This window comes from Pseudanabaena minima str. Chao 2107 (assembly GCF_051131155.1).
GTDB lineage: Bacteria > Cyanobacteriota > Cyanobacteriia > Pseudanabaenales > Pseudanabaenaceae > Pseudanabaena > Pseudanabaena minima.
Map to the genome: position 1 here is coordinate 1,539,887 of NZ_CP159508.1, position 22,647 is coordinate 1,562,533.

The 22,647-nt window shown below is 41.9% G+C and carries 30 protein-coding genes; 16 read left to right on the forward strand and 14 right to left on the reverse strand.

Going from position 1 to position 22,647, the window contains the following annotated elements; translation table 11 throughout:
* The first annotated feature begins 10 nt into the window (after positions 1–10).
* Positions 11–214 carry a hypothetical protein gene (locus tag ABM313_RS06770; protein ID WP_434686904.1) on the forward strand — a complete coding sequence of 68 codons (204 nt, stop codon included), beginning with the start codon at positions 11–13 and terminating at the stop codon, positions 212–214.
* Positions 215–254: 40 nt separating this feature from the next.
* On the opposite strand, the gene ABM313_RS06775 is transcribed toward ABM313_RS06770, so the two are convergent.
* The 6 genes from ABM313_RS06775 to ABM313_RS06800 are packed head-to-tail and all read right to left on the reverse strand — an operon-like array spanning position 255 to position 5,926.
* On the reverse strand, positions 255–1,220 hold the full coding sequence (locus ABM313_RS06775) for a hypothetical protein (RefSeq protein WP_434686905.1): 966 nt from the start codon (positions 1,218–1,220) through the stop codon (positions 255–257).
* A 2-nt stretch (positions 1,221–1,222) separates the two neighbouring features.
* A complete protein-coding gene (locus tag ABM313_RS06780; protein ID WP_434686906.1) occupies positions 1,223–1,513 on the reverse strand; it encodes a hypothetical protein in 291 nt (96 codons plus the stop codon).
* A gap of 6 nt (positions 1,514–1,519) precedes the next feature.
* Positions 1,520–3,058, reverse strand: coding sequence for a hypothetical protein (locus ABM313_RS06785; protein WP_434686907.1), 1,539 nt, complete (start codon positions 3,056–3,058; stop codon positions 1,520–1,522).
* Complete coding sequence (locus ABM313_RS06790) at positions 3,055–4,932, reverse strand: hypothetical protein (protein WP_434686908.1); 1,878 nt, start codon at positions 4,930–4,932, stop codon at positions 3,055–3,057. Before ABM313_RS06790 ends, ABM313_RS06785 begins: the two co-directional genes overlap by 4 nt.
* Positions 4,929–5,114, reverse strand: a complete 186-nt coding sequence (locus ABM313_RS06795; RefSeq protein ID WP_434686909.1) for a hypothetical protein — start codon at positions 5,112–5,114, stop codon at positions 4,929–4,931. Before ABM313_RS06795 ends, ABM313_RS06790 begins: the two co-directional genes overlap by 4 nt.
* Positions 5,114–5,926, reverse strand: a complete 813-nt coding sequence (locus ABM313_RS06800) for a hypothetical protein (protein ID WP_434686910.1) — start codon at positions 5,924–5,926, stop codon at positions 5,114–5,116. Before ABM313_RS06800 ends, ABM313_RS06795 begins: the two co-directional genes overlap by 1 nt.
* Positions 5,927–6,321: 395 nt before the next feature.
* Here ABM313_RS06800 and ABM313_RS06805 point away from each other — a divergent pair, with 395 nt between their 5' ends.
* The 7 genes from ABM313_RS06805 (at position 6,322) to ABM313_RS06835 (ending at position 9,583) form a co-directional block, all read left to right on the forward strand.
* Entirely contained in the window at positions 6,322–6,675 is a 354-nt protein-coding gene (locus ABM313_RS06805; protein ID WP_434686911.1) for a hypothetical protein, read from the forward strand.
* Between the two features lie 68 nt (positions 6,676–6,743).
* Positions 6,744–7,364: a hypothetical protein gene (locus ABM313_RS06810; protein WP_434686912.1), complete on the forward strand. Its 621-nt coding sequence runs from the start codon at positions 6,744–6,746 to the stop codon at positions 7,362–7,364.
* On the forward strand, positions 7,361–7,579 hold the full coding sequence (locus ABM313_RS06815) for a hypothetical protein (protein WP_434686913.1): 219 nt from the start codon (positions 7,361–7,363) through the stop codon (positions 7,577–7,579). The genes ABM313_RS06810 and ABM313_RS06815 overlap by 4 nt, the downstream gene beginning before the upstream one ends.
* Positions 7,566–7,937 carry a hypothetical protein gene (locus ABM313_RS06820; RefSeq protein ID WP_434686914.1) on the forward strand — a complete coding sequence of 124 codons (372 nt, stop codon included), beginning with the start codon at positions 7,566–7,568 and terminating at the stop codon, positions 7,935–7,937. Before ABM313_RS06815 ends, ABM313_RS06820 begins: the two co-directional genes overlap by 14 nt.
* A complete protein-coding gene (locus tag ABM313_RS06825) occupies positions 7,930–8,868 on the forward strand; it encodes a hypothetical protein (protein ID WP_434686915.1) in 939 nt (312 codons plus the stop codon). The genes ABM313_RS06820 and ABM313_RS06825 overlap by 8 nt, the downstream gene beginning before the upstream one ends.
* Before the next feature lie 24 nt (positions 8,869–8,892).
* Positions 8,893–9,087: a hypothetical protein gene (locus tag ABM313_RS06830; RefSeq protein ID WP_434686916.1), complete on the forward strand. Its 195-nt coding sequence runs from the start codon at positions 8,893–8,895 to the stop codon at positions 9,085–9,087.
* A 154-nt stretch (positions 9,088–9,241) separates the two neighbouring features.
* On the forward strand, positions 9,242–9,583 hold the full coding sequence (locus ABM313_RS06835) for a hypothetical protein (RefSeq protein ID WP_434686917.1): 342 nt from the start codon (positions 9,242–9,244) through the stop codon (positions 9,581–9,583).
* Between the two features lie 272 nt (positions 9,584–9,855).
* Here the strand turns inward: ABM313_RS06835 and ABM313_RS06840 are convergent, their stop codons facing one another.
* The 4 genes from ABM313_RS06840 to ABM313_RS06855 all read right to left on the reverse strand — a co-directional run bounded on the left by ABM313_RS06840 (position 9,856) and on the right by ABM313_RS06855 (position 11,878).
* Entirely contained in the window at positions 9,856–10,755 is a 900-nt protein-coding gene (locus tag ABM313_RS06840) for a FecR domain-containing protein (RefSeq protein ID WP_434686918.1), read from the reverse strand.
* Positions 10,756–10,859: 104 nt separating this feature from the next.
* Positions 10,860–11,036: a hypothetical protein gene (locus ABM313_RS06845; protein ID WP_434688603.1), complete on the reverse strand. Its 177-nt coding sequence runs from the start codon at positions 11,034–11,036 to the stop codon at positions 10,860–10,862.
* 35 nt (positions 11,037–11,071) lie between these two features.
* Positions 11,072–11,380, reverse strand: a complete 309-nt coding sequence (locus ABM313_RS06850) for a hypothetical protein (RefSeq protein WP_434686919.1) — start codon at positions 11,378–11,380, stop codon at positions 11,072–11,074.
* Between the two features lie 90 nt (positions 11,381–11,470).
* Entirely contained in the window at positions 11,471–11,878 is a 408-nt protein-coding gene (locus ABM313_RS06855; RefSeq protein WP_434686920.1) for a DUF6713 family protein, read from the reverse strand.
* A 154-nt stretch (positions 11,879–12,032) separates the two neighbouring features.
* Here ABM313_RS06855 and ABM313_RS06860 point away from each other — a divergent pair, with 154 nt between their 5' ends.
* Both ABM313_RS06860 and ABM313_RS06865 read left to right on the forward strand, forming a co-directional pair.
* Positions 12,033–12,314: a DUF433 domain-containing protein gene (locus ABM313_RS06860; RefSeq protein WP_434686921.1), complete on the forward strand. Its 282-nt coding sequence runs from the start codon at positions 12,033–12,035 to the stop codon at positions 12,312–12,314.
* Positions 12,311–12,445 (forward strand): hypothetical protein, encoded by a 135-nt coding sequence (locus ABM313_RS06865; protein WP_434686922.1) that lies wholly within the window; start codon positions 12,311–12,313, stop codon positions 12,443–12,445. Before ABM313_RS06860 ends, ABM313_RS06865 begins: the two co-directional genes overlap by 4 nt.
* Before the next feature lie 31 nt (positions 12,446–12,476).
* On the opposite strand, the gene ABM313_RS06870 is transcribed toward ABM313_RS06865, so the two are convergent.
* The 3 genes from ABM313_RS06870 to ABM313_RS06880 all read right to left on the reverse strand — a co-directional run bounded on the left by ABM313_RS06870 (position 12,477) and on the right by ABM313_RS06880 (position 14,928).
* Positions 12,477–13,439, reverse strand: coding sequence for a ParA family protein (locus tag ABM313_RS06870; RefSeq protein WP_190575305.1), 963 nt, complete (start codon positions 13,437–13,439; stop codon positions 12,477–12,479).
* Positions 13,440–13,650: 211 nt separating this feature from the next.
* The gene (locus ABM313_RS06875) at positions 13,651–14,205 is read right to left on the reverse strand and encodes a hypothetical protein (RefSeq protein ID WP_434686923.1); all 555 of its coding nucleotides are present in this window, start codon (positions 14,203–14,205) and stop codon (positions 13,651–13,653) included.
* A 51-nt stretch (positions 14,206–14,256) separates the two neighbouring features.
* A complete protein-coding gene (locus tag ABM313_RS06880; protein WP_434686924.1) occupies positions 14,257–14,928 on the reverse strand; it encodes a cytochrome b/b6 domain-containing protein in 672 nt (223 codons plus the stop codon).
* A 44-nt stretch (positions 14,929–14,972) separates the two neighbouring features.
* Between ABM313_RS06880 and ABM313_RS06885 the strand changes: the two genes are divergently transcribed.
* The 3 genes from ABM313_RS06885 to ABM313_RS06895 all read left to right on the forward strand — a co-directional run bounded on the left by ABM313_RS06885 (position 14,973) and on the right by ABM313_RS06895 (position 17,875).
* Positions 14,973–15,224: a hypothetical protein gene (locus tag ABM313_RS06885; RefSeq protein WP_434686925.1), complete on the forward strand. Its 252-nt coding sequence runs from the start codon at positions 14,973–14,975 to the stop codon at positions 15,222–15,224.
* Entirely contained in the window at positions 15,221–16,747 is a 1,527-nt protein-coding gene (locus ABM313_RS06890; protein ID WP_434686926.1) for a tyrosine-type recombinase/integrase, read from the forward strand. The genes ABM313_RS06885 and ABM313_RS06890 overlap by 4 nt, the downstream gene beginning before the upstream one ends.
* A gap of 183 nt (positions 16,748–16,930) precedes the next feature.
* A complete protein-coding gene (locus ABM313_RS06895) occupies positions 16,931–17,875 on the forward strand; it encodes a glycosyltransferase family 9 protein (RefSeq protein ID WP_434686927.1) in 945 nt (314 codons plus the stop codon).
* A 39-nt stretch (positions 17,876–17,914) separates the two neighbouring features.
* Here the strand turns inward: ABM313_RS06895 and ABM313_RS06900 are convergent, their stop codons facing one another.
* The gene (locus ABM313_RS06900) at positions 17,915–18,595 is read right to left on the reverse strand and encodes a pentapeptide repeat-containing protein (RefSeq protein WP_434686928.1); all 681 of its coding nucleotides are present in this window, start codon (positions 18,593–18,595) and stop codon (positions 17,915–17,917) included.
* A gap of 196 nt (positions 18,596–18,791) precedes the next feature.
* Here ABM313_RS06900 and ABM313_RS06905 point away from each other — a divergent pair, with 196 nt between their 5' ends.
* From ABM313_RS06905 to ABM313_RS06915, 3 genes are all read left to right on the forward strand, one after another.
* Positions 18,792–19,688 (forward strand): hypothetical protein, encoded by an 897-nt coding sequence (locus ABM313_RS06905; protein ID WP_434686929.1) that lies wholly within the window; start codon positions 18,792–18,794, stop codon positions 19,686–19,688.
* Positions 19,689–19,705: 17 nt separating this feature from the next.
* Positions 19,706–20,461 (forward strand): M48 family metallopeptidase, encoded by a 756-nt coding sequence (locus ABM313_RS06910; protein WP_434686930.1) that lies wholly within the window; start codon positions 19,706–19,708, stop codon positions 20,459–20,461.
* A 365-nt stretch (positions 20,462–20,826) separates the two neighbouring features.
* On the forward strand, positions 20,827–22,569 hold the full coding sequence (locus ABM313_RS06915) for a DUF3352 domain-containing protein (RefSeq protein WP_434686931.1): 1,743 nt from the start codon (positions 20,827–20,829) through the stop codon (positions 22,567–22,569).
* Positions 22,570–22,647: the final 78 nt, after the last annotated feature.

Genomic DNA, 22,647 nt, shown 5'->3' on the forward strand with positions numbered 1-22,647 from the left:
ACTAATTTGTATGGCTAGAGATTCTAAAAGGGTTAATTTATCCGTCCCCGATAATATTTATGCAGTTATCGAATCAATGTGTGAGGCAAGCGGCGAAAGTATCACGGAGTATTGTGCGCGAGCAGTTGTGACCAAGGCAGAGCATGACTTAATGGTTAAATTGCCTGAAAAGTGGCAAGCCTTCACAGCCAACATTGAGCCAAAGCAGGAATAAAGAAGAGAGGCGATCGCTAATTAGCGATCGCCTCTCTTCTTTATGCATCTGCGATTGTTATTCGCACATCAAAGGCAATTTGCCCAACAAAGCCAAATGTTGTTTGCCACCAGTAGCTAGGTATCCATAGATATTTCTTACCGATGGGGATAATGTCGCCACCGTCATCGATAAACAGGTTGTTGGGGGATTCTCTAACCTCAAATTTTGATGATGCATTAGTGCCTGTGTAGGCGCTTTCAGCATCAATAGTTATTAATTCTGGAGCAACTGAACCAATATTTGTAGGGATAAGTGCGATCGCTCCTCTCCCTTGTGGGTAAACCAGATCGCTTATTGGTGTCTGTCCTAATACTGATACATCACCCAAGGAATTAGTAAAGGTAAAATCAGCGCTTTCAATCTCTGAAGTGTCTGTTACATCGGCATAGAAAACCCTGAAATCTGAGCTTAGTGATTGACTAGAAATATTGTTAAAGGAAGTAAACAGATTTTGAGGGATAGGGCTAAGCTCAACCCATCCATTTAGGCTACCAGCCCGAACTGATACCCACTGGATACGCCCAATAAAATCAAAATATAGCTGTCCAATTTCGATAGGCGCAATTGATGGGCTTCCACCACCGACAGAGATTAATGATGGCAGTCCATCACTCCCCCCGATTAGCTCCAACCAATCCCCAATATCTAGCCCAATTGCTCGATATACCCTGTTTGTATCGGTGTCGATCAGCAATTGCTCAAGGTTGGCAGGGGCGATCGCTATGCCAGCATTAAAAATTACATTGGATGCACCCGATCCACCATCCCCCCCGTTATCGGTAGGAGCAAGCTCAACTAAATTACCGATAGATGTACCTGTGGCGCGGTACACCTTATTGGTATCAGTTGCTGTGAGTAGTTGATCGGCAAAGTCAGGAGTAATCCCGTTAGGATTTCCCGTGAAAGTGCGGATTTTTGAATAGTGCAAATCGCTAGGATTTGTCAAAGTCGAGTGTCTGGTCATGATTAATCCTGAAAAATTACGTGGTCATCAGTGGTCAATACCTGTCCATCCTGAACAAGAATCTTATTTAGGATGGTTGCTACGTCTATCGCACCCGCTTGATCGGATGCGATCGCTCTCCAATCAGAAGGCGAATTAGTGGCGATCGCAACCCAGAGCTTGTTAGTAGTGGTGTTAAGCCAAAAAACGCGATCGCGTTCTGGTACAACGAGAGGATCGGTACTTTGCACAAGAACCACAGGCAAAGGCGGGGGATTGGTGATTAGATTAACGATTGGATTAGAAATTGGCATGTTTTTTTATTTAAGCGGGGGGATTCCTTGTGGAGCCTGATTTGGGTAAAGATCTAGCCTGATGCTATCCTCTTCTACCTTAGAACCATCAGCTAGATTTCGCCCTTCTCCCGTTGTGGGGCGGCGGACTAGTAAATGCGCGTGTGCGGGGTATACCTGCATAGGTTTCTTTTTAAGATTCTGATTCTTCTTTTCTACTTCCTCCGTAACATTTAGATTCAAGATTTTCGCTGTTGAAAGCTCAGCGAGGCGGCGGAGCGTTTTTTCAGCCTCGCTTTTGGATGCACCATAAACCGCCATTTGTCTTCCATTATCTAGATGTGCAGTGGCTCGAAATTTCCCCCAAGTATAGGGCTTAGCCGCTAGCTTGATTTTGTTCCAAGTCAGCCCCAAATCTGCATCAGGGATCGTCACCGTTCGCTGTTTTGCTGGCTTACCATCTGGCATTCTCCAAGGTGGGTCTTTTTTTTCCTTAAAAACAATTGTTAGCTGTCTACGCAAGGGTTTAGCTGATAAATAATCCTCGGCGGGCATTCCGACGATTTGTCCAACGTCGCGATTAGAAATTATTCGGTAATTGTTGAGGGTTTCGAGTACAGATTCTTGCAAATCTGTCTCACCAGCGCTCAATATCAAGGTCTCCTTCTTCTCCTTATCGGGCTGAAGCCGTACCACTCGCTTTTTCCCTTTGGTAGTTTCCTGCGCTCGTTTGGCTTGGGCGTACGCCGCATCAATTTCGTAAGCAACGATCATTCCCGCCTCTGCAAAGGAGTCCCATGATTCCTCTAAGAAAGCCTCAGTAAATGCTCTCAGTTTGTTGTCTTTGATGGACTCAACAAACTCTTCCATCTTGGAATTAAACGAGACAACAGGCTGTCCCTCGTTTCCCCAGTGACTTTTGATAAATCCTGCGGTATTTGCTCCATAAATGCTGGTAAGTACGTTATTGGGCAATGATTTCAGCAATTTCCTGTAATTGATATAGCCAGAAATCAAAGTGTTGTTAGCTAAAGCCCCAACAGTTTGAGATATCGCGCCGCTAATGCCTCTAGTTACTTCGCCGATCGCTTCTCTGCCCACATTAGTAGCTACGGTTTTTGCTAGCGCTGCGCCGCCAATCACAGGACAAAGGAAGCTAATCCCGTAGCCAATCCCTACCCCTGCTAGCCAGCCAAAAGAACTACCTAATGCTGAACCCCAAGCTGAGGCGATTCTTACATTTTGGCTTTCCATCAAGCCCTCTAGCTCTTTATCTGATGCATTCCAATTAAAAGCCTTGATTTGTTCGGTGCGGTCGCGTAGCCAGCTAAAAATACCTGTAACCAGTCCACCCCCAGCCCATCCAAGCATATTCAATGTCCCAGATAAAAAGCCTGTCAGTCCCGAATTGTTGAAAAAATCCCCAATTCTGTCCAGTACATTCTTTTCATCAGGTCTAGTGATTGCGTGCTTGAGGTCTAGCGATCGCTTACCTTTGTTTGGGTTAAGCTTTGCCCGAATTTGGCGGCTAGTCAGGGTTTGTTTAACAATTTTAAGTGCGCTCATCTTGCCCCCTTGCTATCTGGTGGTGTTTCGTCTTTGATTTCTGGCTTGTCTACACTGTCTTTGTTAAATCGCGAATTCGGATCATTTATCTCTTTAATAAATGCTTCAAACTTTGCCTCTTGAGCCTTTTCATCATTTGCCATTGAGTTTATTTCCCGTTGCAACTCTTTCTGTTGTCCTTTGCCTCGGAAAAATACAGCTTTGATAATTCCCGCCGAAAACATCAATTTTTGAAGGAATCCAACGACAGTTTCTTTGTCTTCTAATTGCCAGCCCTGCACGTATCCCTTAACGGTTCTCAGCAATTTCTCTAAGACAATTGGCTCTTTAGATCGAGGGTCTAAATTTGCATTTGTAAAGTCAAAGTTGTATTGCAATTCTCTGGGTTTGAAATTTGCCTTGTACCCTAAAAATAGAGCATTTGCCCTTGCATAATCCTGAGTTACCACAGCCGCGTTTTTAGTGGCGATCGCTTCAGCCGCAAGCCTCAAAAGCATATTTAGCTCTACTTCTTGATTAACAGAGCTTTTAATTACCAGTCCGTAAATTTCGGCGATCGCTTCGGCAAGGTTGGGCAATTGAATAGTTTTATTTTGATCGCCTTCTTTCAAAGGATCGATGTCTTTCACCTCTACATCGATTGGGAATTGTCCAACCAACCCATCAAACTGATAGGTTAGCCAGTGCAGAAATTCGGCGTTTGATTCTAGTTTTTTTACCTTGTCGCCTGTTCCTTGCAAAAGGCTTTCGGGTACTTCAATGGGATAACTGTTTGTCCCCAGTCGTTTAGCTAATAGATTTGCGATTGTAGTGATATTGCTTTCATCACCAATACCCACAGCCGCATTAAGAGCTTTATCAAGTTTGCCACTCCCTAAGACTTTTTTAATCTCTTTGATTTCTTTAAGCAGTTTGTCCGTATTGTCCTTAGCATCGGCGCATTCGTTACAGCAACTCATTTTTTTACCTCTTCCTGTGGGTAAGGGTCTGGGTGGGGGTGGTGTGACTTTTTTCGGGCGGGGGCGATCTGGACATGGGATTGGTTTCCATCTGACAAAATAATAAACACGGCTTTGCGGTATCCATTCCACATTGCCTCTTTCAGCCTTTACCTCAAAGGATTTCATCATGTAAATCCGTTCATGCAAATCACCAACATAGTGATAAACGTAATTGGGAGAATTTGGGATTTCAAACGGATAGCCTAAATCAAATTCCAATGAGTTATCGTTGACGATTTCCCCTACCCCTGCTGTCATGCGAATCGCGCCAAGGTAGCTTACACTCAAATTTCTGTATTCAGATTGATTTCCTGATGGTTCTTCGCTCAAAAGCCTTCCCACTTCATTGTTTAGCCAGTTGTAATAACGATTTATGATGCCTTCTCTGAAGGCACACTCAGGCGATCTAAAAGGGGTGATCGGTGGGTTTTCATCGTATGGCTTGGGCTTATTCTTGGTAATTGGATCTTTATTGAGCGAGGGCTTAGCCTCTACGCCACAATTCGGATCGCGCCGACAAACAATTGTTGGCTGTAATTTCATCCACATGATGATCGGATAAACATAAAAGCAAGTCTCGCAACCATTACTTCTAAGTTCAGGCTCAACCCCAAACGGCGATCCAAACGGATCGATCCATTCATTCTCACAGTAGGGAGACGCTGGATACTTGGCGCAGTCTTTCGCGTCAACGGGTTCATTAAAATTTGAAATTGACCATTCATCATTGATGGGTTCCAGTGCTGGAGCTACTGGCAAATCACCAATAGACGGGATCATCTCAAAAGGGTCAAAATCAAAAGGGTTTGTCCTTTCTTCAACTTCTTGGGGAACTCTCCAAGCTCTCCCCCCAACTCTAGCCGCTCCTCTCATAGCACCCTCACCCCATTGGGTTGCAAAATCATGTAACTACTAGGCTTCTCATGGTTGAGAAACCTAGTAGCTATAATTTCGGCTTCAACCTTGCCGCATTTATAAGGCAAGGCGATCGCCTCTATTTGCTTTTGGCGATTTCCACGATTTTCAGGCATAAACCAAGAATCTAAGTCAAACATTAGACAGCCTCTATACCAGTTAAGGTTAGAGATGTTGCCGAAATTGCCGAAATTGCACCCCGATACAAATTTGAACCAAGGTTAATTTCATAGCTACCACCTCCACGCATAAGGGTGATTCCTTTGCCTAGTTCAGCCATACCGCCATAATTGATATATGCCTCATCAGTCAGGCTTGTGTTAACTAAAGTCACCTGTTGACGATTGGGATTAGCAGGCAGAATTAATCGTGATTCATCGTTAATAGTCCAACTGTGAGGCGTTGCAAAGCTAATTTCTTTGCTGTCTGTGGGAAGTGTGGTGATTTCTTCGCGCACTGAACCATACAAAGTAACCCGATCTTCTCCCTCTAATAACCCGTAACCAGCATCAGTAATTTGCGCTCCTATCAGACAATCGTTTGAAGTGTCAAAACTAATGTTGTCTGTCAAATATGGCAACAGATTCACTGAGTAGTAAGGCAAGCGATTTAGCAAAGAAACATCAAAAATCGCTTGCCAAGGACAGGTTGCAGTCCTCAGATAAAAAGTTATTTGTTTGCGGGGTGATTTCCATTCCATATTCCGCATAGCTGTAAGCCGTTCAAGCCTAGAAGCATCTGCCTCTAGGTTTGGTATATCTGCTTCTTTGATGCTGCGTATATCCACCTTCATTCGTAAGGAGGTAATAAACCCGTAAAAGCGCAAAGTTTGCACCCTGTCATATGGCGAAATTGCTGACGGTTGGTAAATGATTCTCATGGAAGCGTCATCAGCACCAAAAGGGGTCAATATTTGCTGTGTTCGGCTGTAAGTCTGTTGCAGTTCAGTCATTTTTGTTGGCTTAGTAAATATTCTCTTTCTTCCATTAGCAGGCTGTAAGCAGCACTCTTACTCAATCCAAGTGTTTTTCCTACTCTCTCTAAAAGGTCACCTCTTGGGCTGTAGTAGTACGCTCTACCAAACCTTGTCGTTTTTCGGGAAATCGCTCGTTTGCTTGTAGTCCCTAGCAGTGGATAGGCTCGTAAAACCATCTTTACAATTATTCACAAAAGACTTCTAGAAGGCTGTAATTGTTTTCGTACTTAGATAAGACCCAATGGGTTTTATTCAAACTCCGATGCTTCATTCTAGCATTTTCTAGGGTTTCACAGCCCTGTATGTAGTGTTGCTTTTTTGCTCAAATTCGCTAGACTCGTTATGCAGTGACTACATATAGTGTAAATCTTATGCCTGACTTAACCTTTGGTGACTTGAATGATGCTCTTGAAGAAACAGCTTTTTCTGTTTCTGGATCTGAATTGACGATCGACTTAAATCTCTTGATGGGTGAGTCTTCAATCTCTCTCTCTGATCAAAAAGTAGCGGAATTTTTAACAAATTTGCTCGATGTTGCTTCGGCTGCTCAGGAAGCCTATAACGCGAATAATGCAAACACCACAAAGCTCGCTAGCTATCCTCAACCTGTTTCTGGTATTCCTTTTGTGGACGTGGCTTCGGGCAATTTCTTTGTAAGCTCGACCTACTCATTTAGCAGCCAAGCACCTCTAAATAAAGCTGCAACAACGGCTGTAACTGCCTAGAGCTTTTTTTCTAGAGCTTTTTCTAGTTAGCCTTTCTAGCAAACCTTTATTTTTAGGTAATTAACAACATGACAAGCCGTTTAGTTTATGTGGGGCTTGATGCCCCTTACGCGGATCATAAGTATGGTTTCCGCACAACTCTCGAAGCCTCTAAGGGGACTGTGCTAGGGCATCAAACTCTCGATGCTACTACGCCAGTGACTGGCTTGATTTTCAAAGCCAATCATCCAAAGCCCAAGAGAGCCAGCAAAACTTTTGCTACTGGTACTAACTCCAGCTTTATTGCTCCCTCTGCGGTTACTGCGGCGATCGCGGCAGGGTGGAATATCGTCAAAGCAAAATCAAATGGTAGAAAATCAAAATCTACCTTCCAAATCCCTGTCTACGTGACGATCAACGGGATTAAATATGCTTGGGGTATGAAAAAATCGCAAAAGGCAAAGTTAGGAACTAATTTTGCTGCATTGGGAATTATTGAAGCGACTGGGCAAGAACAAGACTTAGTATTTGGTGCGAGTTTTCCTAAGCCTCCTCAAGTTCAATCTATTACTACCAGCGGAAGGGGTGCAACTGCCTCCTCGGTTTCTTCAACTACTTTCTTTGACCCTTCTAAGGATGGCTCTATCCCTGATACCTTCAGGCGATATGCAGGGCTTGTCACGGCTGGGGACTGGGCGACAATCGTATGATCGAACGCCGCCTTATTATGATTCCTTGTGATGAGGGCTTTTACGAGATTCTTAATAGTTCCTTGCCTCTAGATTTTGACGGCTCTCAATGTGTGGTTCAGCGTGCAGGATCGGGTTTACTCGAAACTGTTCCTTTTGAGGCGGCGATCGAGTATGCCCTTGGCGGAGAGTATGACGAAATTGATGATGAGGATCTAGAGGATGGCTTGGATTAGCGTAACTAGTTTTAATGTTGGTGCTAATCGCATTGATGCAATCCTCTTGCCTTTTCTCTTAGATTCCTCTCACGTTGCGATCAAAGTTCGTCACCTTGTTCCTAATAAATGGCGCAAAAGTGGCGACCTTTGGCAACAATTTACAGGAGGAGTTAGAGGAGAGTCTCAGTTTGTCGGCTTTAACGAACAGATGGCGATCGCTATGGATAACGCCCTTGGTAAGTATTACCTACGGTTTCAACCAGTCGCTTATCACAAAGGGTTGTTTGTTGAGCTATGGCGATGGGCTGACAATGCTTTCGGAGCTTTTTGGACTGATGACGGTTCTTGGGATGATTTAGAGGTGTGGCGTGATTGAGCTAATTCAAAATGGTGATACTGGCTTATCTATTCGATCAAAATTGAATCATTTGATTGAGATAACGAACGTCCCGCCAAGCGCTATAAATCCAAACTATTTAATTAATAGTGCATTTCAAGTTGCACAAGCAGCAACTTCTGCAACAATTACTGCTGGAACAGCAACACCAACCGCATCTTTAGGTTATCCAGTTGTTGATAGTTGGTTTTGTTATTCAGTTGGTGGTAATCCAACTTTAGCTCAAGTAGCTGGTTCTAATACTACTGCTAATAGACTTCAATTAACTGGTGCAGCATCTATTACATCAGTTGGTATTGGTCAAAGATTAGAAGCTATAAATACAACATCATTAGCAAATAAAACTGTTACATTGTCATTTGAATGTAGTAATTCTTTACTTACATCTTTAACTGTAGTAGCTAATAGACCCACAACAACTGCTAATACATTTGGCACAATTGCAACACCTACAAAGACTTTAATAAACTCTACTAATGTTGCAATTAATTCAACTTTAACTAGATATTCTCTTACTTTTACTTGTCCACAAGATGTTAATAAAGGGCTGGAAATACTATTTGTTTTAGGTGCTCAAACTAGTGGTACTTTTGTTTTAGCTAATGTAAAGCTAGAAGAAGGTAGTGTTGCAACACCTTATGTAAGTTCTGATTTTGCAAGTGAATTGGCAAGGTGTCAAAGATATTTCTTTGCTGGTGACACTGGAGCATCTTATAACCCTGGACCGGCGGGAGGCAATGACTTTATTAGTGTTGCAGTGCATTTCCCTGTGCAAATGCGAAGTGCGCCTACAATAACTGGTGTTTTAGGAGTAGTTGTTTCAAAAAATGTTATGTCTTGTGCACAATATTCTGTACCAGGATCTTGGAATAATGGAAGCCCCTTCATAGCTTCTGCTTATATACCTTAACTTTAAACAATACAAATAAAAACAATGGAATTTACATATAAACTAATACAAAATCAACCAAACTCCATCATAAGACTTGAAGATGGTGCAATTATCCCAAAAGGACTTAATGGTGATTGGCAATTATATGAAGCTTGGTTAGCAGAGGGTAATACACCTGAAGCAGCCGAACAAATCGAATGGGATTTGCGACAGATATTAAAGAGAACTACCCATTAGTTGAGGCTCTGGCTACAGAATTAAATTTAGATACTGAAGCAATATTTACTTTAGCGAGTTCTTTAGAATAATTATGCAATTAATCCCTTTCTCAGTAGATTGACATGGCGATCGCTAAATTAAATCTTCCTAGTGAATTAAGTTTGTGAGTACTATGCTGGACAAAATTCTTAGAGTTTGTAGAAAATTTCTCGCAAGCGCCGAACGCGATCGGCTAGATGATAAATTTTTGCGGGTGGAAGCCAAAGTGGATGATCTAGACACACGTATGGACAATCTAGCTTGCTCTCAAGCCGCCCAAAGCGAAAAATTAAGCGCGATCCACGCTGTCACCTTGGCTAATAACGAAGCTTTAGAGCAAAAATTAAATCGTAATTCAGTGACGACAGAAGGCGTTAGACAGATTGTTGATGCACGTCTGGAAACTTTCCAGTTGAGCCTTAAACAAATTCAATCGCTGATTGAGCAAGTAATTAAGCGCGATTACACTCCTTAACTGTTTAGCGATCGCCAAATCAAAAAAGCACAGATGAGTATCTGTGCTTTTTTTGATTTTTGAACAAAATACTAAAAGTCTTACTGAGCAAGGCTTTTCGGCGAATCGTTGGTTATTTACGCAAGCTTATATATTTAGTAAGCTTGCTATGGGTTTGAGATAAATACCAAACCCATAGACTCAATCCTTTCGTTATGGAACGAGTCTATGGGCTCTCAGTGATTAACAGATTTGCTTACAACAATTACCAATGTTCGTGCAGAAGGATCAATTTATTTGTCATCATCATCCCTGTCATCATCATCCCTATTGTCATCATCTCTGTCGTTATCATCCCTTTTAACATCTGCATCTTTGGGGCTGTCCAGATTATCTTGAATTCTTTGGGTCTCTTGATTACCTTGACTTTCTTGGATATCTTCAACTTTAGGTTGTTTGGCTGGAGGACTTTGATCAAGGCTAGCCTGTCCCGGAACAAGGTTATCAATAATCTTTTGGGTGGGTAAGGGAGAAGCAAAGCTTCTCAACAACGGACTTGTTTTAGAGATTTCTTTCCACTCATTGAGATCCATTCGTCTGACAACAGGCAGAGTTGTGGAGTTAGGCGTAACGATTACTTCTTCACCAGTTAACAAAATAATTTCTTTCGACTGATTGGCTAGCTTGACTACCACCGTGCCTTCCCAAGAGAAAAACCTAATACCTTTGTTGAGGTCTTTAGGAATTTCGACATAGGCTGTTGTCCCTCGAATTGTAGCTGTGGCATAGGCTGTAGATATTTCAGTTGGAACTTTTAAACCTGGTTTTACCCAAGTGAGCATCTCGCCCTCGGTAAGATTAAGTCGATTGTTTGGTTTAATCTGTACAGTTGAGTTACCACCAATCCGCAATCCTACCCCATTATCGAATTCGATTTGAGTTCTTCCTTTTCCTTGTGTCCGCACTTTATCAGCTACATGTAGACCCATTCCAAGATTCGCATCAGTTTCTTTGTTATCTTTCTTTGATATTACTGACACTGGCTTTTCTTCAACCAATGATACTTTCGCGATCGCCTTCTCTTGAATTACTTTAGGCTGAGGCGTAGCAATAGCTGAAGGTGCTGAAGTTGGTTGAGATTTGCAGCTAACTAGCGCGATCGCCACAACAGAAATCAACACAGAAATTTTCATTAAAATATCTTAACCCAAGGTTTACTGTATTCTCACAGATATTGACAGAGTTACGACAAGAAGGTTGCAAGTGAACTTTATATTTAAAGTCAAAATATCTAAGGTCAAATCTTTATTTCGATTTTGCCAGAGCCATAGCAAAATGAACAATTTTCTTCGCGTTGAACTTCACCAGAGCAATCTCGGATTGATATATAGCCCTTGCCTTCACAATGGTGACAAGGTTTAGTGGGTTGGAGAGAAGAGCGATCGCTTTCTAATTTTGGGAAATGATTGTGCATAGTTTTAGCATCATAGCTCAACAAGATAACAGGAATCAGCGAATATAGTCATATTGTGGTGGCACAGGTCGCACAGAAATCTCATCACTCCATTGGAATTGTTCTTTATCTCTATAAGCAACCCAATACACATGATAAATTTCTAACCAATCATCTCGATCGCGTACCCAAGTTTGTAATAATGCATCTCCCAGATAATCACCAGAAAAATGCGATCGCATTTTTCCATAGGCTTCATCATCAGCAATAGGTATAGATTGGTCATCTTGCCAATCATAAAGTCTCGCTTCCTTTTCATCTAGCCATAATAGCCCTGATACAAAAAATACCTCATCGGTTTTCACCTTATACTTTTTGCGCTTAATAAAGTCTCTTACAGAAAGCGTTATCGTCACGGTATTTCACATTCTGATGTAGTTTTTTAATTTATGGAGTTAATTCATGAAGTTTTGAGTTTCAGTCTTTGTAGAGTAAGTTTCCCAAATTAGAGCTATTAAGTACAGCAACCCAAATAATCCTGCCCCGAAAATTAAGCATTTTGAAATTAGTGAGTTAAAAGTATATAGGGGATGATTTTCGAGAGCTTTATGTAATCCTGCATGAATAATCAAAAATAAGCTAAAGATAATTCTTGTCCATTTCCTAACTTTCAGATTTTCATTAAATCCCAACCAAAAAATAATCGTAAATAATGGAACATGGGCAACTACAAAAGTATTTGCTGCAATTTGTTCTGGGAGGTTGTTCAAAATATAGAGAAGATGCCACTCTGACTGAGTAACAGCATCTAATTCATGGGTAGAGAGCGTTGCTAAGCCTAGATTAAAAAGCAGATTTTTCATATTTGAGAACCTTCAAGTTAACTCAATATCATCAAGCAGTTCCTTACAAAGCTCAATGATATGTGTTGACTTGTTTTCAGTTGTCATTTTATTACAAGCTAAGACGAATTAATATGGATGATACAATGAAAAATGTATGTAACTGGAGATAGTCATGGTTCAAGCAACAGAATATCTTTATGTTGTCCGAGATGATGAGATTCTTCACGGAGAACCAATTATTCGAGGTGCTCGTACACCCGTTAGAGCAATTGTCGAGACTTGGCGTTTAGGAATTGCACCAGAAGAAATCCCTAAGGGAATGCCTCACCTTACTCTAGGTCAGGTATTTGGAGCTTTGACTTACTATAGCGATAATAGAGATGAAATCAATCGATATATTGAGCGAAACCGTATCCCTAACGAATTAATTGACCCATTGGTTAGAGATCTGTGAGCAACTTATTAATTTGTTTGTATTTTGATTTTGCTGTTCGTCGCTCACCACAGGAGATCGCACGGAGACTAATGGTAATTCTCAATCAAGTTACTTCAGAAGAGATGCAAAATCAGGTTCGATATATTTGATAATTGTTCATTTTAATGTGCTAAAAAAGAACTATTCCAAATCAACTAGACTTAACCTTGAAGTTTGTTCTTTCCTGCCTAGAGAGACTTCTAGCTTTTTCAAAAGCTCGACAGTTACTTCAGCAAAGGCTTTTGCGCCGCCTGAGTTGGGATTAGATAGAGATGCGGGGATGAAATTATCTACAGCTTTGGCAATATTTACATCATTGGGAATTTTAGTTTTAAAAATCTTGGCAGTACTAAAGTCCGCCGCTACGCGATCCATTACTTTTTGGTAATATCTGCTCAGGGTAAAGCCAGCCGACATGCTGAAGACAATTCCTAAAAGTTGGATATTAACCGAATTGTCTTCTCGATAGACTTCACGTAGTCGCTCAATACGTCTTTCCAATAGCTGAATCCCGACTACAGACAGAGGCTCAGGTCTTGCAGGCATTAGGTAAAAATCACTTGCCACAATACTACTGCGCGTAATTAAGTTATATCCAGGGGCACAATCTAGAATGATGAAATCATAACTTTTCAGAGCAGGAGCAAGAATTCCTTTAATTAAGGTTTGCTCGAACTTACTCCAAGTTTGCTGAAAGGTCTGCTTTTCTTCATATAGGAGCGATCTGTTATAGAGCATTTCTGATACGAGAAACTCATCGTATAGATCGATATCGCCAACTAAGAGATCTAAGCCTTGTACTTTGCAGACATGGGGAATTACAAGATCTTTGATTTGGTAGACTTTTTCTTCTGGATCATTAATCTGAACACCATAACGCGCGATCGCCTGACTAACTAAATTTCGCAATGTGCGATTTTCTTTACGGCATTTAGCAAACTCGGCTGGTGAAATCATGCTGAGCGTAGCGCTGATTTGGGTATCTAAATCGACAACTAAAACCTTTTTGCGGTGGATTTTCGCCAAGCAGGTGGCAATATTGACAGTCAAGGTGGTTTTACCGACTCCACCTTTCATATTTACTGTTGCTATTACTTTTCCCATTACTTTCAATATCCACACAAATATAGTTTTAAAGAGTTTTAAAGTGAGGCTGTCTGAGCCTAAAACCTGAGCCTAGACTATATAAGCCTTTACTCTTCAATCATTTTAAGTGAATTAACAATACACTATTAGACCGCCAAGTAATCGGTAAAAAATCATCACTATATCTAGATTTATTCCCAGAGTTGCCTCTATTTGTTTTCTAGTAGTTCTAGTTTAAATTTGGGTTAACCACCTGTCCTCTAGTAGGGTCAGGAATAAATAAGCCTAACCGTAGCGATCGCAATACTACTTCCCAGACTTGGCGCATCTGTTCTTCGCCCTCTGTCCAATAGTCAAAAGTGAAGAGGACTTGGACATTGCCACCAATACCAATCAGAATGCGAGAGGTAGCTTCCCGCTTTTCGGTTGCATCAATGTAGCGCAAATCTGTCCATACGAGCTTCATGCCATCTCGGTTAGCGCTAGTGATTTTACCTTTAGCAAGAATTTCGCGATCGTCATCATCAAGGATTTGTTGTAGAGCTTTTTTGAGGGGAAATGTGTTCCAATCGTGAGGAGGTAAGCGATTAAAGGACATTTCTAATGCGCCAGTATCGTCGGTTGGCTCAAAGTCATGGAAGCTAACGGACTTTTCTTTAAACTTGACAATCCAATCCTTGGGAAAATCAAATCTCACCGCTCCACGATCAGCAACAAAGATTTTGTATCCTTCTTCTGACTCCCAGCTATGATCGCTGCGTAAAGTTAAGTCTTTTTTTCTCATGTTTTTTCATAAAAGTAGAGGAGGACGCTTTGCATCCTCCTCTACTTTATTTTATTTTTGGGAGAATGCGGGTAAAACAAAGGCGATCGCAATACCACCAATAACTAAAATCTCAAAGATAAGTAGAATCGTGCTAGAGGGTTTGATTTGAAATCCTTTAAACCAAGAATTTGGCATGTCTTCAGCACGTACTTTCCAATTGTAGATAGATAGCAAGAGAGGGAATCCACCCACCTTAGCACTCATCAATAGATGCATTGCTATACCAACAATCATTAATACCCATGAAATCAAATGTCCGATATACCAAGCATGGTTCAATTCGTCATTAGGTAGCCAAGCCTCTTGCATCATTCGACCTGTAATCACCGCAAAGGTCGCAGATAGAAGAATCAGAGTATTGGTGAGACGCTGTAGAGATATCCACCAAACTGGTTTACCCACTTCTGCAAGCTGTTTAAATGATTGGGCTTGAACTAAGCGTCGTGAGCCTAGATGGAAGCAATATATAGCAAAAATTGGTAAGAGAATTAAAAATGTTAAAGCGATCGTGCCGTGAATCCCTTGGGTATTGGGAACTATCGGTAAATTCAGAGTCCCAAACCGCTTGTCGTATCGGTCATAGACCATAAAGCCTGTAACTAGGGCAGCAAAGACTAAGATGGCGATCGCACTATGCAATAACCGCAAAAGAACGGGCTGGTATGGGGCGGTACGCGACATAAACTTTTTGTTATGATTATGTGTGAATTACAGATAAAGCAAGAATGAATAAAAGCCTAACAAGCAAAATTTTAGCTATTGGTTTTACTCATCTTGTATTTAATATTACGATGAGTTTTGCTAGCGGTGCTGTTGGTAGTGGTTCATCCATTGCTCAATCTCTAAAATGGCTAAGTTTTGGTAGTGGTGAGCAATATGGAGTAATCACACTGATCTGTATTGCATTTGTAACAGACTCATTTTTAAAGGTGCGATCGCCTACAAAGTTTTTAGCAGTAAGTCATGATACAACATGATAGATAACCTAGAGCGAATTCTCATGGCTTGCGATCGCCACACATTGGCAGGTCAACGTGATTATGCAATTTTGCAATTATTGATCGAGAATTCGTTAAAACGACAACAGATAGCAGCAATTAGTATTAAGGATTTTGATTGTCAAGGGCGATCGCTTCAGGTGCAACGGCGCTATAAACGTCAAGGTGAACAAAATCAGTCGGAAATTATTAGTCTCAGTTTAGACACAGCCAACGCATTACAAGACTGGCTGAATTTGATTCATCTTGAAACTGAGAATGAAGAAGATGCTCAAGCTCCACTATTTATATCTCTGGATCGTGCGAGTTATGGTCATAGACTGACAGGAACTGCCATCTATGGCATTGTCAAACGTGCCGCAGCTAATGCAGGGCTGAGCGACGCGATCGCCCCCGAACAATTGAGATTTAGCCAAGCAAAATATGCCTTAAATCAAGACTTCGAGACACCGAATAAGACTATAGTTGCGACAAATGAGACCCAATTAAGACTAAGCAATGTATTAAATTTAGAATACGAGAACCAAAATAGGACTCATTCAGATACTGATGAGACTCAAATAAGCAGAGTTCCTTATGGTCTGACGGCATTTAATCCAGACCTTCTCACTTCTCTACTAGCCGACAAGCGAAGTCTTAATACTAGACGCGCCTATGAGAAGGATTTGCGTTACTTTTTTCTTGCTGCCTATGGACAAAAGCCGACAGAGCCAGTGATTGCCCAGTTTTTGCAGTTAAATCGCTTTGAAGCGATCGCGATCGTGTTGCGATACAAGTCCGACTTAATAGCTCAAGGCTTAAAGGAATCGACAATTAACCGTCGTCTATCTGCTCTCAAATCCTTGGTAAATTTCGCCACCAAGTTAGGGAAATGCAATTGGAATCTCGATGATATCCAAACTGAGACAGTGCAAACCTATCGCGATACGACTGGAATCAAGCCCGATGGAATTCGTACAATGCTGTTACGAATAGATAGAACTACGATCAAAGGCATACGTGATTTTGCAATTTTGCGACTACTTTGGGACAATGCCCTGCGTCGCAATGAAGTCGTTAGCGCGAATATCGGTGATTTTAACTATGAAGCGCGATCGCTCCAGATTTTAGGTAAGGGACGTGGCTCTCAAAAGAGTCTCATTAGTCTTAGTATGGGAACAGCGAACGCAATTCAAGACTGGTTATCTCAACTTAAGACAAAAAATAGCGATCGCCCTTTATTCCAATCACTCGATCCCGTTAATCACGGGCATCGACTGACTGGCACAGCGATTTACCAAATTGTTGATCAACTTGCCCGAGACTCAGGCATTACCAAAAAAATGTCTCCCCACCGTATTCGACATTCTGCAATTACCGCCGCCCTTGATGCAACTAATGGCAATGTGCGTAAAGTTCAGAAGCTATCCCGACACAAAAAACTGGATACCCTCATGCTCTACGACGATAATCGTACCAATATGCAAGGTGAAGTATCGAGTTTGTTAGGTGATTTGATCTAGCCTAAGTTACTAGGCGCAATTAAATATAAAACCCAAAAACCTGTGGCGCACGCGCAGCGTGCGCCACAGGTTTTGAATCTGGTTTTTAATCCAGCTACCTAGGGTTTGTATTAAGGCTATCTGTATCAACTCCCAAAAACAAAGTAATATTACTTACGGTCTTCGTCTAGAGATGTATAAAATATGATGCGAATACTGGCCTTGGTTCCTGGTGGAACTGGCGATCAGTTACTATTTTTCCCGACACTGGATACACTCAAACAACAGTATCCCAATGCCGAGATTGATGTGGTAGTCGAGCCACGTGCAATGGCAGCTTATCGCGTTTGCCAATCTGTGAACCGAGTCCTCAAGTTTGATTTCAAAGATCGCAACTCTTTGGCTGATTTTGGTAACTTGCTTGGGACAATCCGCGATCGCGAATATGATGCCGCGATCATTACTCAGCCTAGTTTCTCAGTTAATATCTTGTTATGGTTAAGCGGTATTCCCAAGCGAATATCTTTTGCAGGACAGGGTGACTTTTTGCTAACGGATATTATTACTGCCGATCCTGAAGAATATGCCGCAGTCCAAAAGCATAACTTGCTAATGGCAATCAATATCCAGAAGCTTTGTCCACCCATTAAGGTCACTCTGCCGAAAAATGATTTGGATTGGGCAGCTAGCGAGCAAAAGCGTCTTGGCATTCAAAAAAGTGGTTTTATTTTGCTGAATTGTGGTGCTTATGCCAATTATCCTGCGGATAGTTGGGCAACGATCGCGCTCGATATGCAAGCAAAACTACCTAACTTACCAATTGTGGCGATCGATAGCGTTAATAATGCCGATTTATTGAAAAATTTAACCGCTAAAGTTCCTAATCTCTTAATTACGAGTCCGACCGATATCGGCAAGCTCACCGCTTTTATTGCTGCTGCAAATCTATTTATTTGTGCTGAAGGTGATGCTATGCAACTAGGAGTTGCAGTTGGCACGGCTTTAGTTGCCATTTTAGGAGCAAATACGCCTGCTGGCTCATTACTGCCGATCGCCGAAAAGCGCATCAAATACGTGCAAGCGATCGCAGGTAAGCCACTCAAGGAAATCTCACCACAAACAGTCCTAGCCAAAATTTGGGAAGGCTGATTCATCAAAAAAGGCTCGCGTTGCGAGCCTTTTTTGATTTTAACGTTTGACATTTTCTAAGAGTGCGCCATCAAGTTTAGCGGCATGAAGATCGGTATGTCTGAGATCGGCTTCTTTTAGTCTTGAGCCATTGAAGTCAGTTTTTCGCAAAACTGAACCACTGAGATTTGCCTTAGTTAAATTTGCTCCGCTTAAGATCGCCCCACTTAACTCAGTTTCGCACAACGAAGCATTACTCAAATTTGCACCATTGAGATTTGCACCACTCAGATTCGCATCACTTAGATCGGCATTAGTTAAATCTGCACCACTCAAATTTACTCCCATCAAATTAGCATTGCGTAATACTGCCCCACTCAGGTTTGCGCCACTCAGATTGGCTAGGCTAAGGTTGACAGCACTAAGATTTGCCAAACTTAAGTTTGTGCCACTAAGATTAGTCATACATAGTGTGACATCTTGGAATGTTGCTAAACTAAGATTTGCTCCACTGAGATTTGCTAATGTCAGATTTGCTTCCCGCAAATTCGCCCCGATCAAATTCGCTCCCCCTAAATTTGCCAAACTCAAATCAGCACCGCTAAAGTCAGCTTTACTAACTTCAGAATAGGCAAGATTTGCTTCAATAAGATCGATTTGGGTACGGTATTCTTGCGATCGCCAGAAATTCCAACTACTTACCCCTTTTTGCAGTTGCATTAGATGTTCTTTATTTGCCACGACCTTGACTCCGTTGTTAGTACGGCTATTTTCAGTCAGTCATTTACACAGTAAGCCAAGACTGAGAAAGTTTGCGACGGATATGACAATTCGCAACATATAGTGGTATATCTCAACTATTGATGACAAATTGGTGATCGAAGATGATCAAAGTGCTGACCAATATCGCGGCTCTAGAAAGAATAGGTCTATCAATATGAAATCTTTAGGACTTAGAACCAAAAGCCGATCTTCATGGGCGATCGCCGTCAATTGCATCGCTAGCAGTATTTTTATCAATGGTTGGGGCTTGGCATACAGTTTAAGCATTCCATCAACTGCGATCGCTCAGACCGCACTCACTTGCCCCCAGCTCACAAATCGGCGCTATGTTGTCATACTGGATCGTCCTGCCAACCTACTGCCCCAGTTGCCAGAATTTTTAGCGATCGCCGCCGTACCTTGCAATTATCTCAATGCCTCCATGACCTTTTTTGGTGGTTTTGACAATGCCCAAGCTTCAACATTTCGCGCCAATCAACTACGAGCATTAGGGTTAGATGCAGTTGTGCATTCTTTCTCTGCGAAAGTGAATGATATTCCCGCAAACTTACAAGCATCTGTAATTTTAGTGGAACTGAACAAAGAGCCAAATATGGCAATTCAACAGGTGCAATCTCTATCTGGAAAGAGTGCAGTTCTTGCCACGTTTAGTAATCGTTCAGTGATCTTGGCAGCACCACTAGCAAGTCAACAGAGTGCCAATGCGATCGCCACAAAGCTACGCGGTCAAGGATTGGCGGCTCAGGTAATTGGCGCTTCATTAATTGCGTCTCCCGTTGCGTCATCAAATAGTTCTGTTCCTACAAATTCTGTCCCAACTCCCACAAATACTAAGCCCAGTTCTACTAACACAATTTATCGGGTGCTAGTTCCCAATACAAATGCTAATACCTTAAAACAAGTTCGTGAACTTGCCCCCGATGCTTTTGTGACTATTTTTAAGGGGAAATCCTATATTCAAGTGCGGACTTATAGCAATCGTAGTAATGCTCACCGCGAGCGAGATCGCTTAAATGCGCGCTTTGCAGGCACGATTTTAATTCAAGATTAAAACTCAGGATTAAACCTATGGCATCTGGTTCCAAATCTTTAATTAATAATGCCGATTTACCAGCCTACACTGTGCGTGTCAGCGATCGCGCCAAGTCTGTGCGTCTTTCACTTTCCGTAGAATCAGGTTTAGAAGTAGTTATTCCTGCTGATTATGATCATCACAAGATTCCTGAACTAATCCAGAAAAAGCGTGATTGGATTGTTCGCAATCAGCTCAAACTCAATCAGCGTGAAGCTTTTTTTCAGTCACAGGCTCCCCATGAGTTGCCTGACCGCATTAACCTGCGATCGCTTGGCGAAGAATGGCAAATTGAGTATCAACAGGTTTCGACAAAATCTAAGGCGATCGCCATTCAAGAAGAAAAATCTGAACTAAAGCTAGTCGTCAAAGGTCATATTACCGATATCGAAGCCTGCAAATTTTTTCTGAAGCAATGGTTAATGAAAAAGGCGGAAAAACACTTATTCAGTTGGTTACGCAAGGTCAGCATCCGTGCTAAGTTGCCCTATCGCACTACCGCCGTGCGTAGTCAAAAGACTTTATGGGGTAGCTGCTCTGGCAATCGGAATATTAGTCTCAACTACAAGCTACTCTTTCTTGAATCTAATGTTGTGGAATATGTACTAATTCATGAACTATGTCACACAGTTCATATGAACCATTCGGATAAGTTTTGGAAATTAGTCAGTAAGTTTGAGCCAAATTACAAAATATTAGACAAATCTCTTAATCAAGCATGGCAAATTATTCCAGCATGGCTGGATTTTTAACCAGCAAAGAACTCGCGTAGAGAGTTCTTTGCTGGCTCGCCCAAGAATAAGGGTGCGGCGCTTTGCGCCGCACCCTTATTCTTGGATGCTAAGGGAGTAGATATTTTTTAAAGTTGCTGAATTTTTAAGGCTCATCCTTTAGGGAGATTTTCTGTTTATTTACTCTTATTTAGTTAGCGATCAGAATACTTACTTAAAAGGGTTACTCCACAAGTAAATAGGGGATTTAGTACCTGCGCTGAAGTGTTCCTTAAATAAGTTTGGTGTGAGCGAACTCACAAGACATAGGTGAATCGCGTCTATGGGGATTTTAAGTTAAGCACTATACTGTCATATTGAAATTGACAAGTGTGAGGTATGCATTTATGTCTGAAACAAAACCAAATTTACTACCGATTATTGGTGGCGCGGCTGTAGTAGTAGCAGGGGGCGTAGGTGCTTATTTCTTCTTGAATAAGCCAACGATTCTTCCCACGACAAGTAGTACATCGGGAACGCTTACGGTTGTACCTAAACAGTCATTGATGGCGATGTCCATCTCCACCGACGAATCAGCCTTGTCCAAAATAGAGCAGTTCCTGTCTCCAGAAACCAAAAAACTCTACGATCAAGCGATCGCTGAGGTAAGGAAAAATCTCTCTTCAGGTGACGTAGACTACGACAAAGATATTAAGCCTTGGGTTGGTAAAAATATAACTTTCGCAATTTTACCTGCTGGGAAAACCGCTAGCCTTGTACCAAGCAAATCACAAGCCACTTTTCAAAATCGCTATGTACCCATGAGCGATACAGGTTCGATTCAGTTTGTACAGGACAAAGCTGCTCCTGAAGCAAAGACTGTACCAAATATTTTGATCGTGGTTGAGGTTAAAGACAAAGCTGGTGCTGAGAAGTTTTTGACTGAGAAGATCAAAACTAAGGCAGGTGGTAAAGAAAAGCAGTCTGACTATAAAGGTGTGAAGATCACCCAATATGGTGAAGGCAGTCAGGGTAGTGTAACCGCTATGGTTGGAAACTACTTGATTGTCACCCCTCAAGAACAGACAACGCAAAAAGCGATCGATACTTTTAAAGGTGAAGCTTCGTTAGCAAGTGCAGCAAGTGCTGATGACCTCAAGATTCAAAACCCTGTTGCTCAAGTTTACATTCCTAACTTCGGCACATCAATTGTGGAGCTAGCAGCACTAAATCCTGAAGCTCAGACCATTCCCCCAGAGTCACTGGAACAATTGAAGCAGATCAAATCTCTGAATATGGGATTTGGCATTGATGATGCAGGTATTCGCTTTAAAGCCCTTGGTAAGTTTGATCCTGCGGCAATTGCTGCCCTCAAAAACTCACCTAACAAGGTTATGAGTCAGATTCCTTCCCAAGCGTTTATGGTAACCACGGGCTTTAATATCAAGAGTTCATGGGAGCAATTTGTAAAGTCGGCAGATAAAAATCCTGAAATCAAGAAAGGGCTTGATGAAGTGAGAGCACAACTGAAGTCTTCACCATTGGCTCTTGATCTTGACAAAGATATCTTTGGATGGATGGATGGCGAGTTTGCCCTAGCTTCTGTAGCTGGTAAGACTGAAGGAATCTTGGCGCAAACCCAAGGGCTTGCACCTTTACTAATGTTGCAAACTACAAACCGTGCTGCTGCTGAATCTTTGTTCAAGAAACTGGATGATTTTGCGAAGCAGAATGGTGCAACGGTCGCCAAAAAAGATGTTGGTGGAGTCTCTGTTACTGAATGGTCGGCGGCTGGTGCTGGAGCGATCGTGGCTCATGGGTGGAGTCAACCAGATACGATTTTCCTCACCGCTTCTCCGATTGTGTCACTGTTTGTACCCAAACCTGCAACTGCACTCGATGCTGATGCTACCTATAAGTCAGTAATTAGTACTTTACCTACTAACAATGTTGGCTATTTCTATATTGATGCCGATCGCACATGGAGTATTGTTCAAAGCTTCATGCCTCCTGCGGAGAAAGAAAAGACTCCTCCTGAAGCAAAAGCTTTGATCGAGTCTATCCGAGGTATTGCGGCAACTGCGGCTTATCCAAATCCAGAAACTGCTGAAGTCGAAGTAATCTTGGCTCTCAAGAAAGGTGGTAAATAAAGCACCAAGTGCTTCCTAAGCAATAAAAAAGATGCACCTAGTGCATCTTTTTTATTGCTTTTCTAAGTTTCAAGGAAG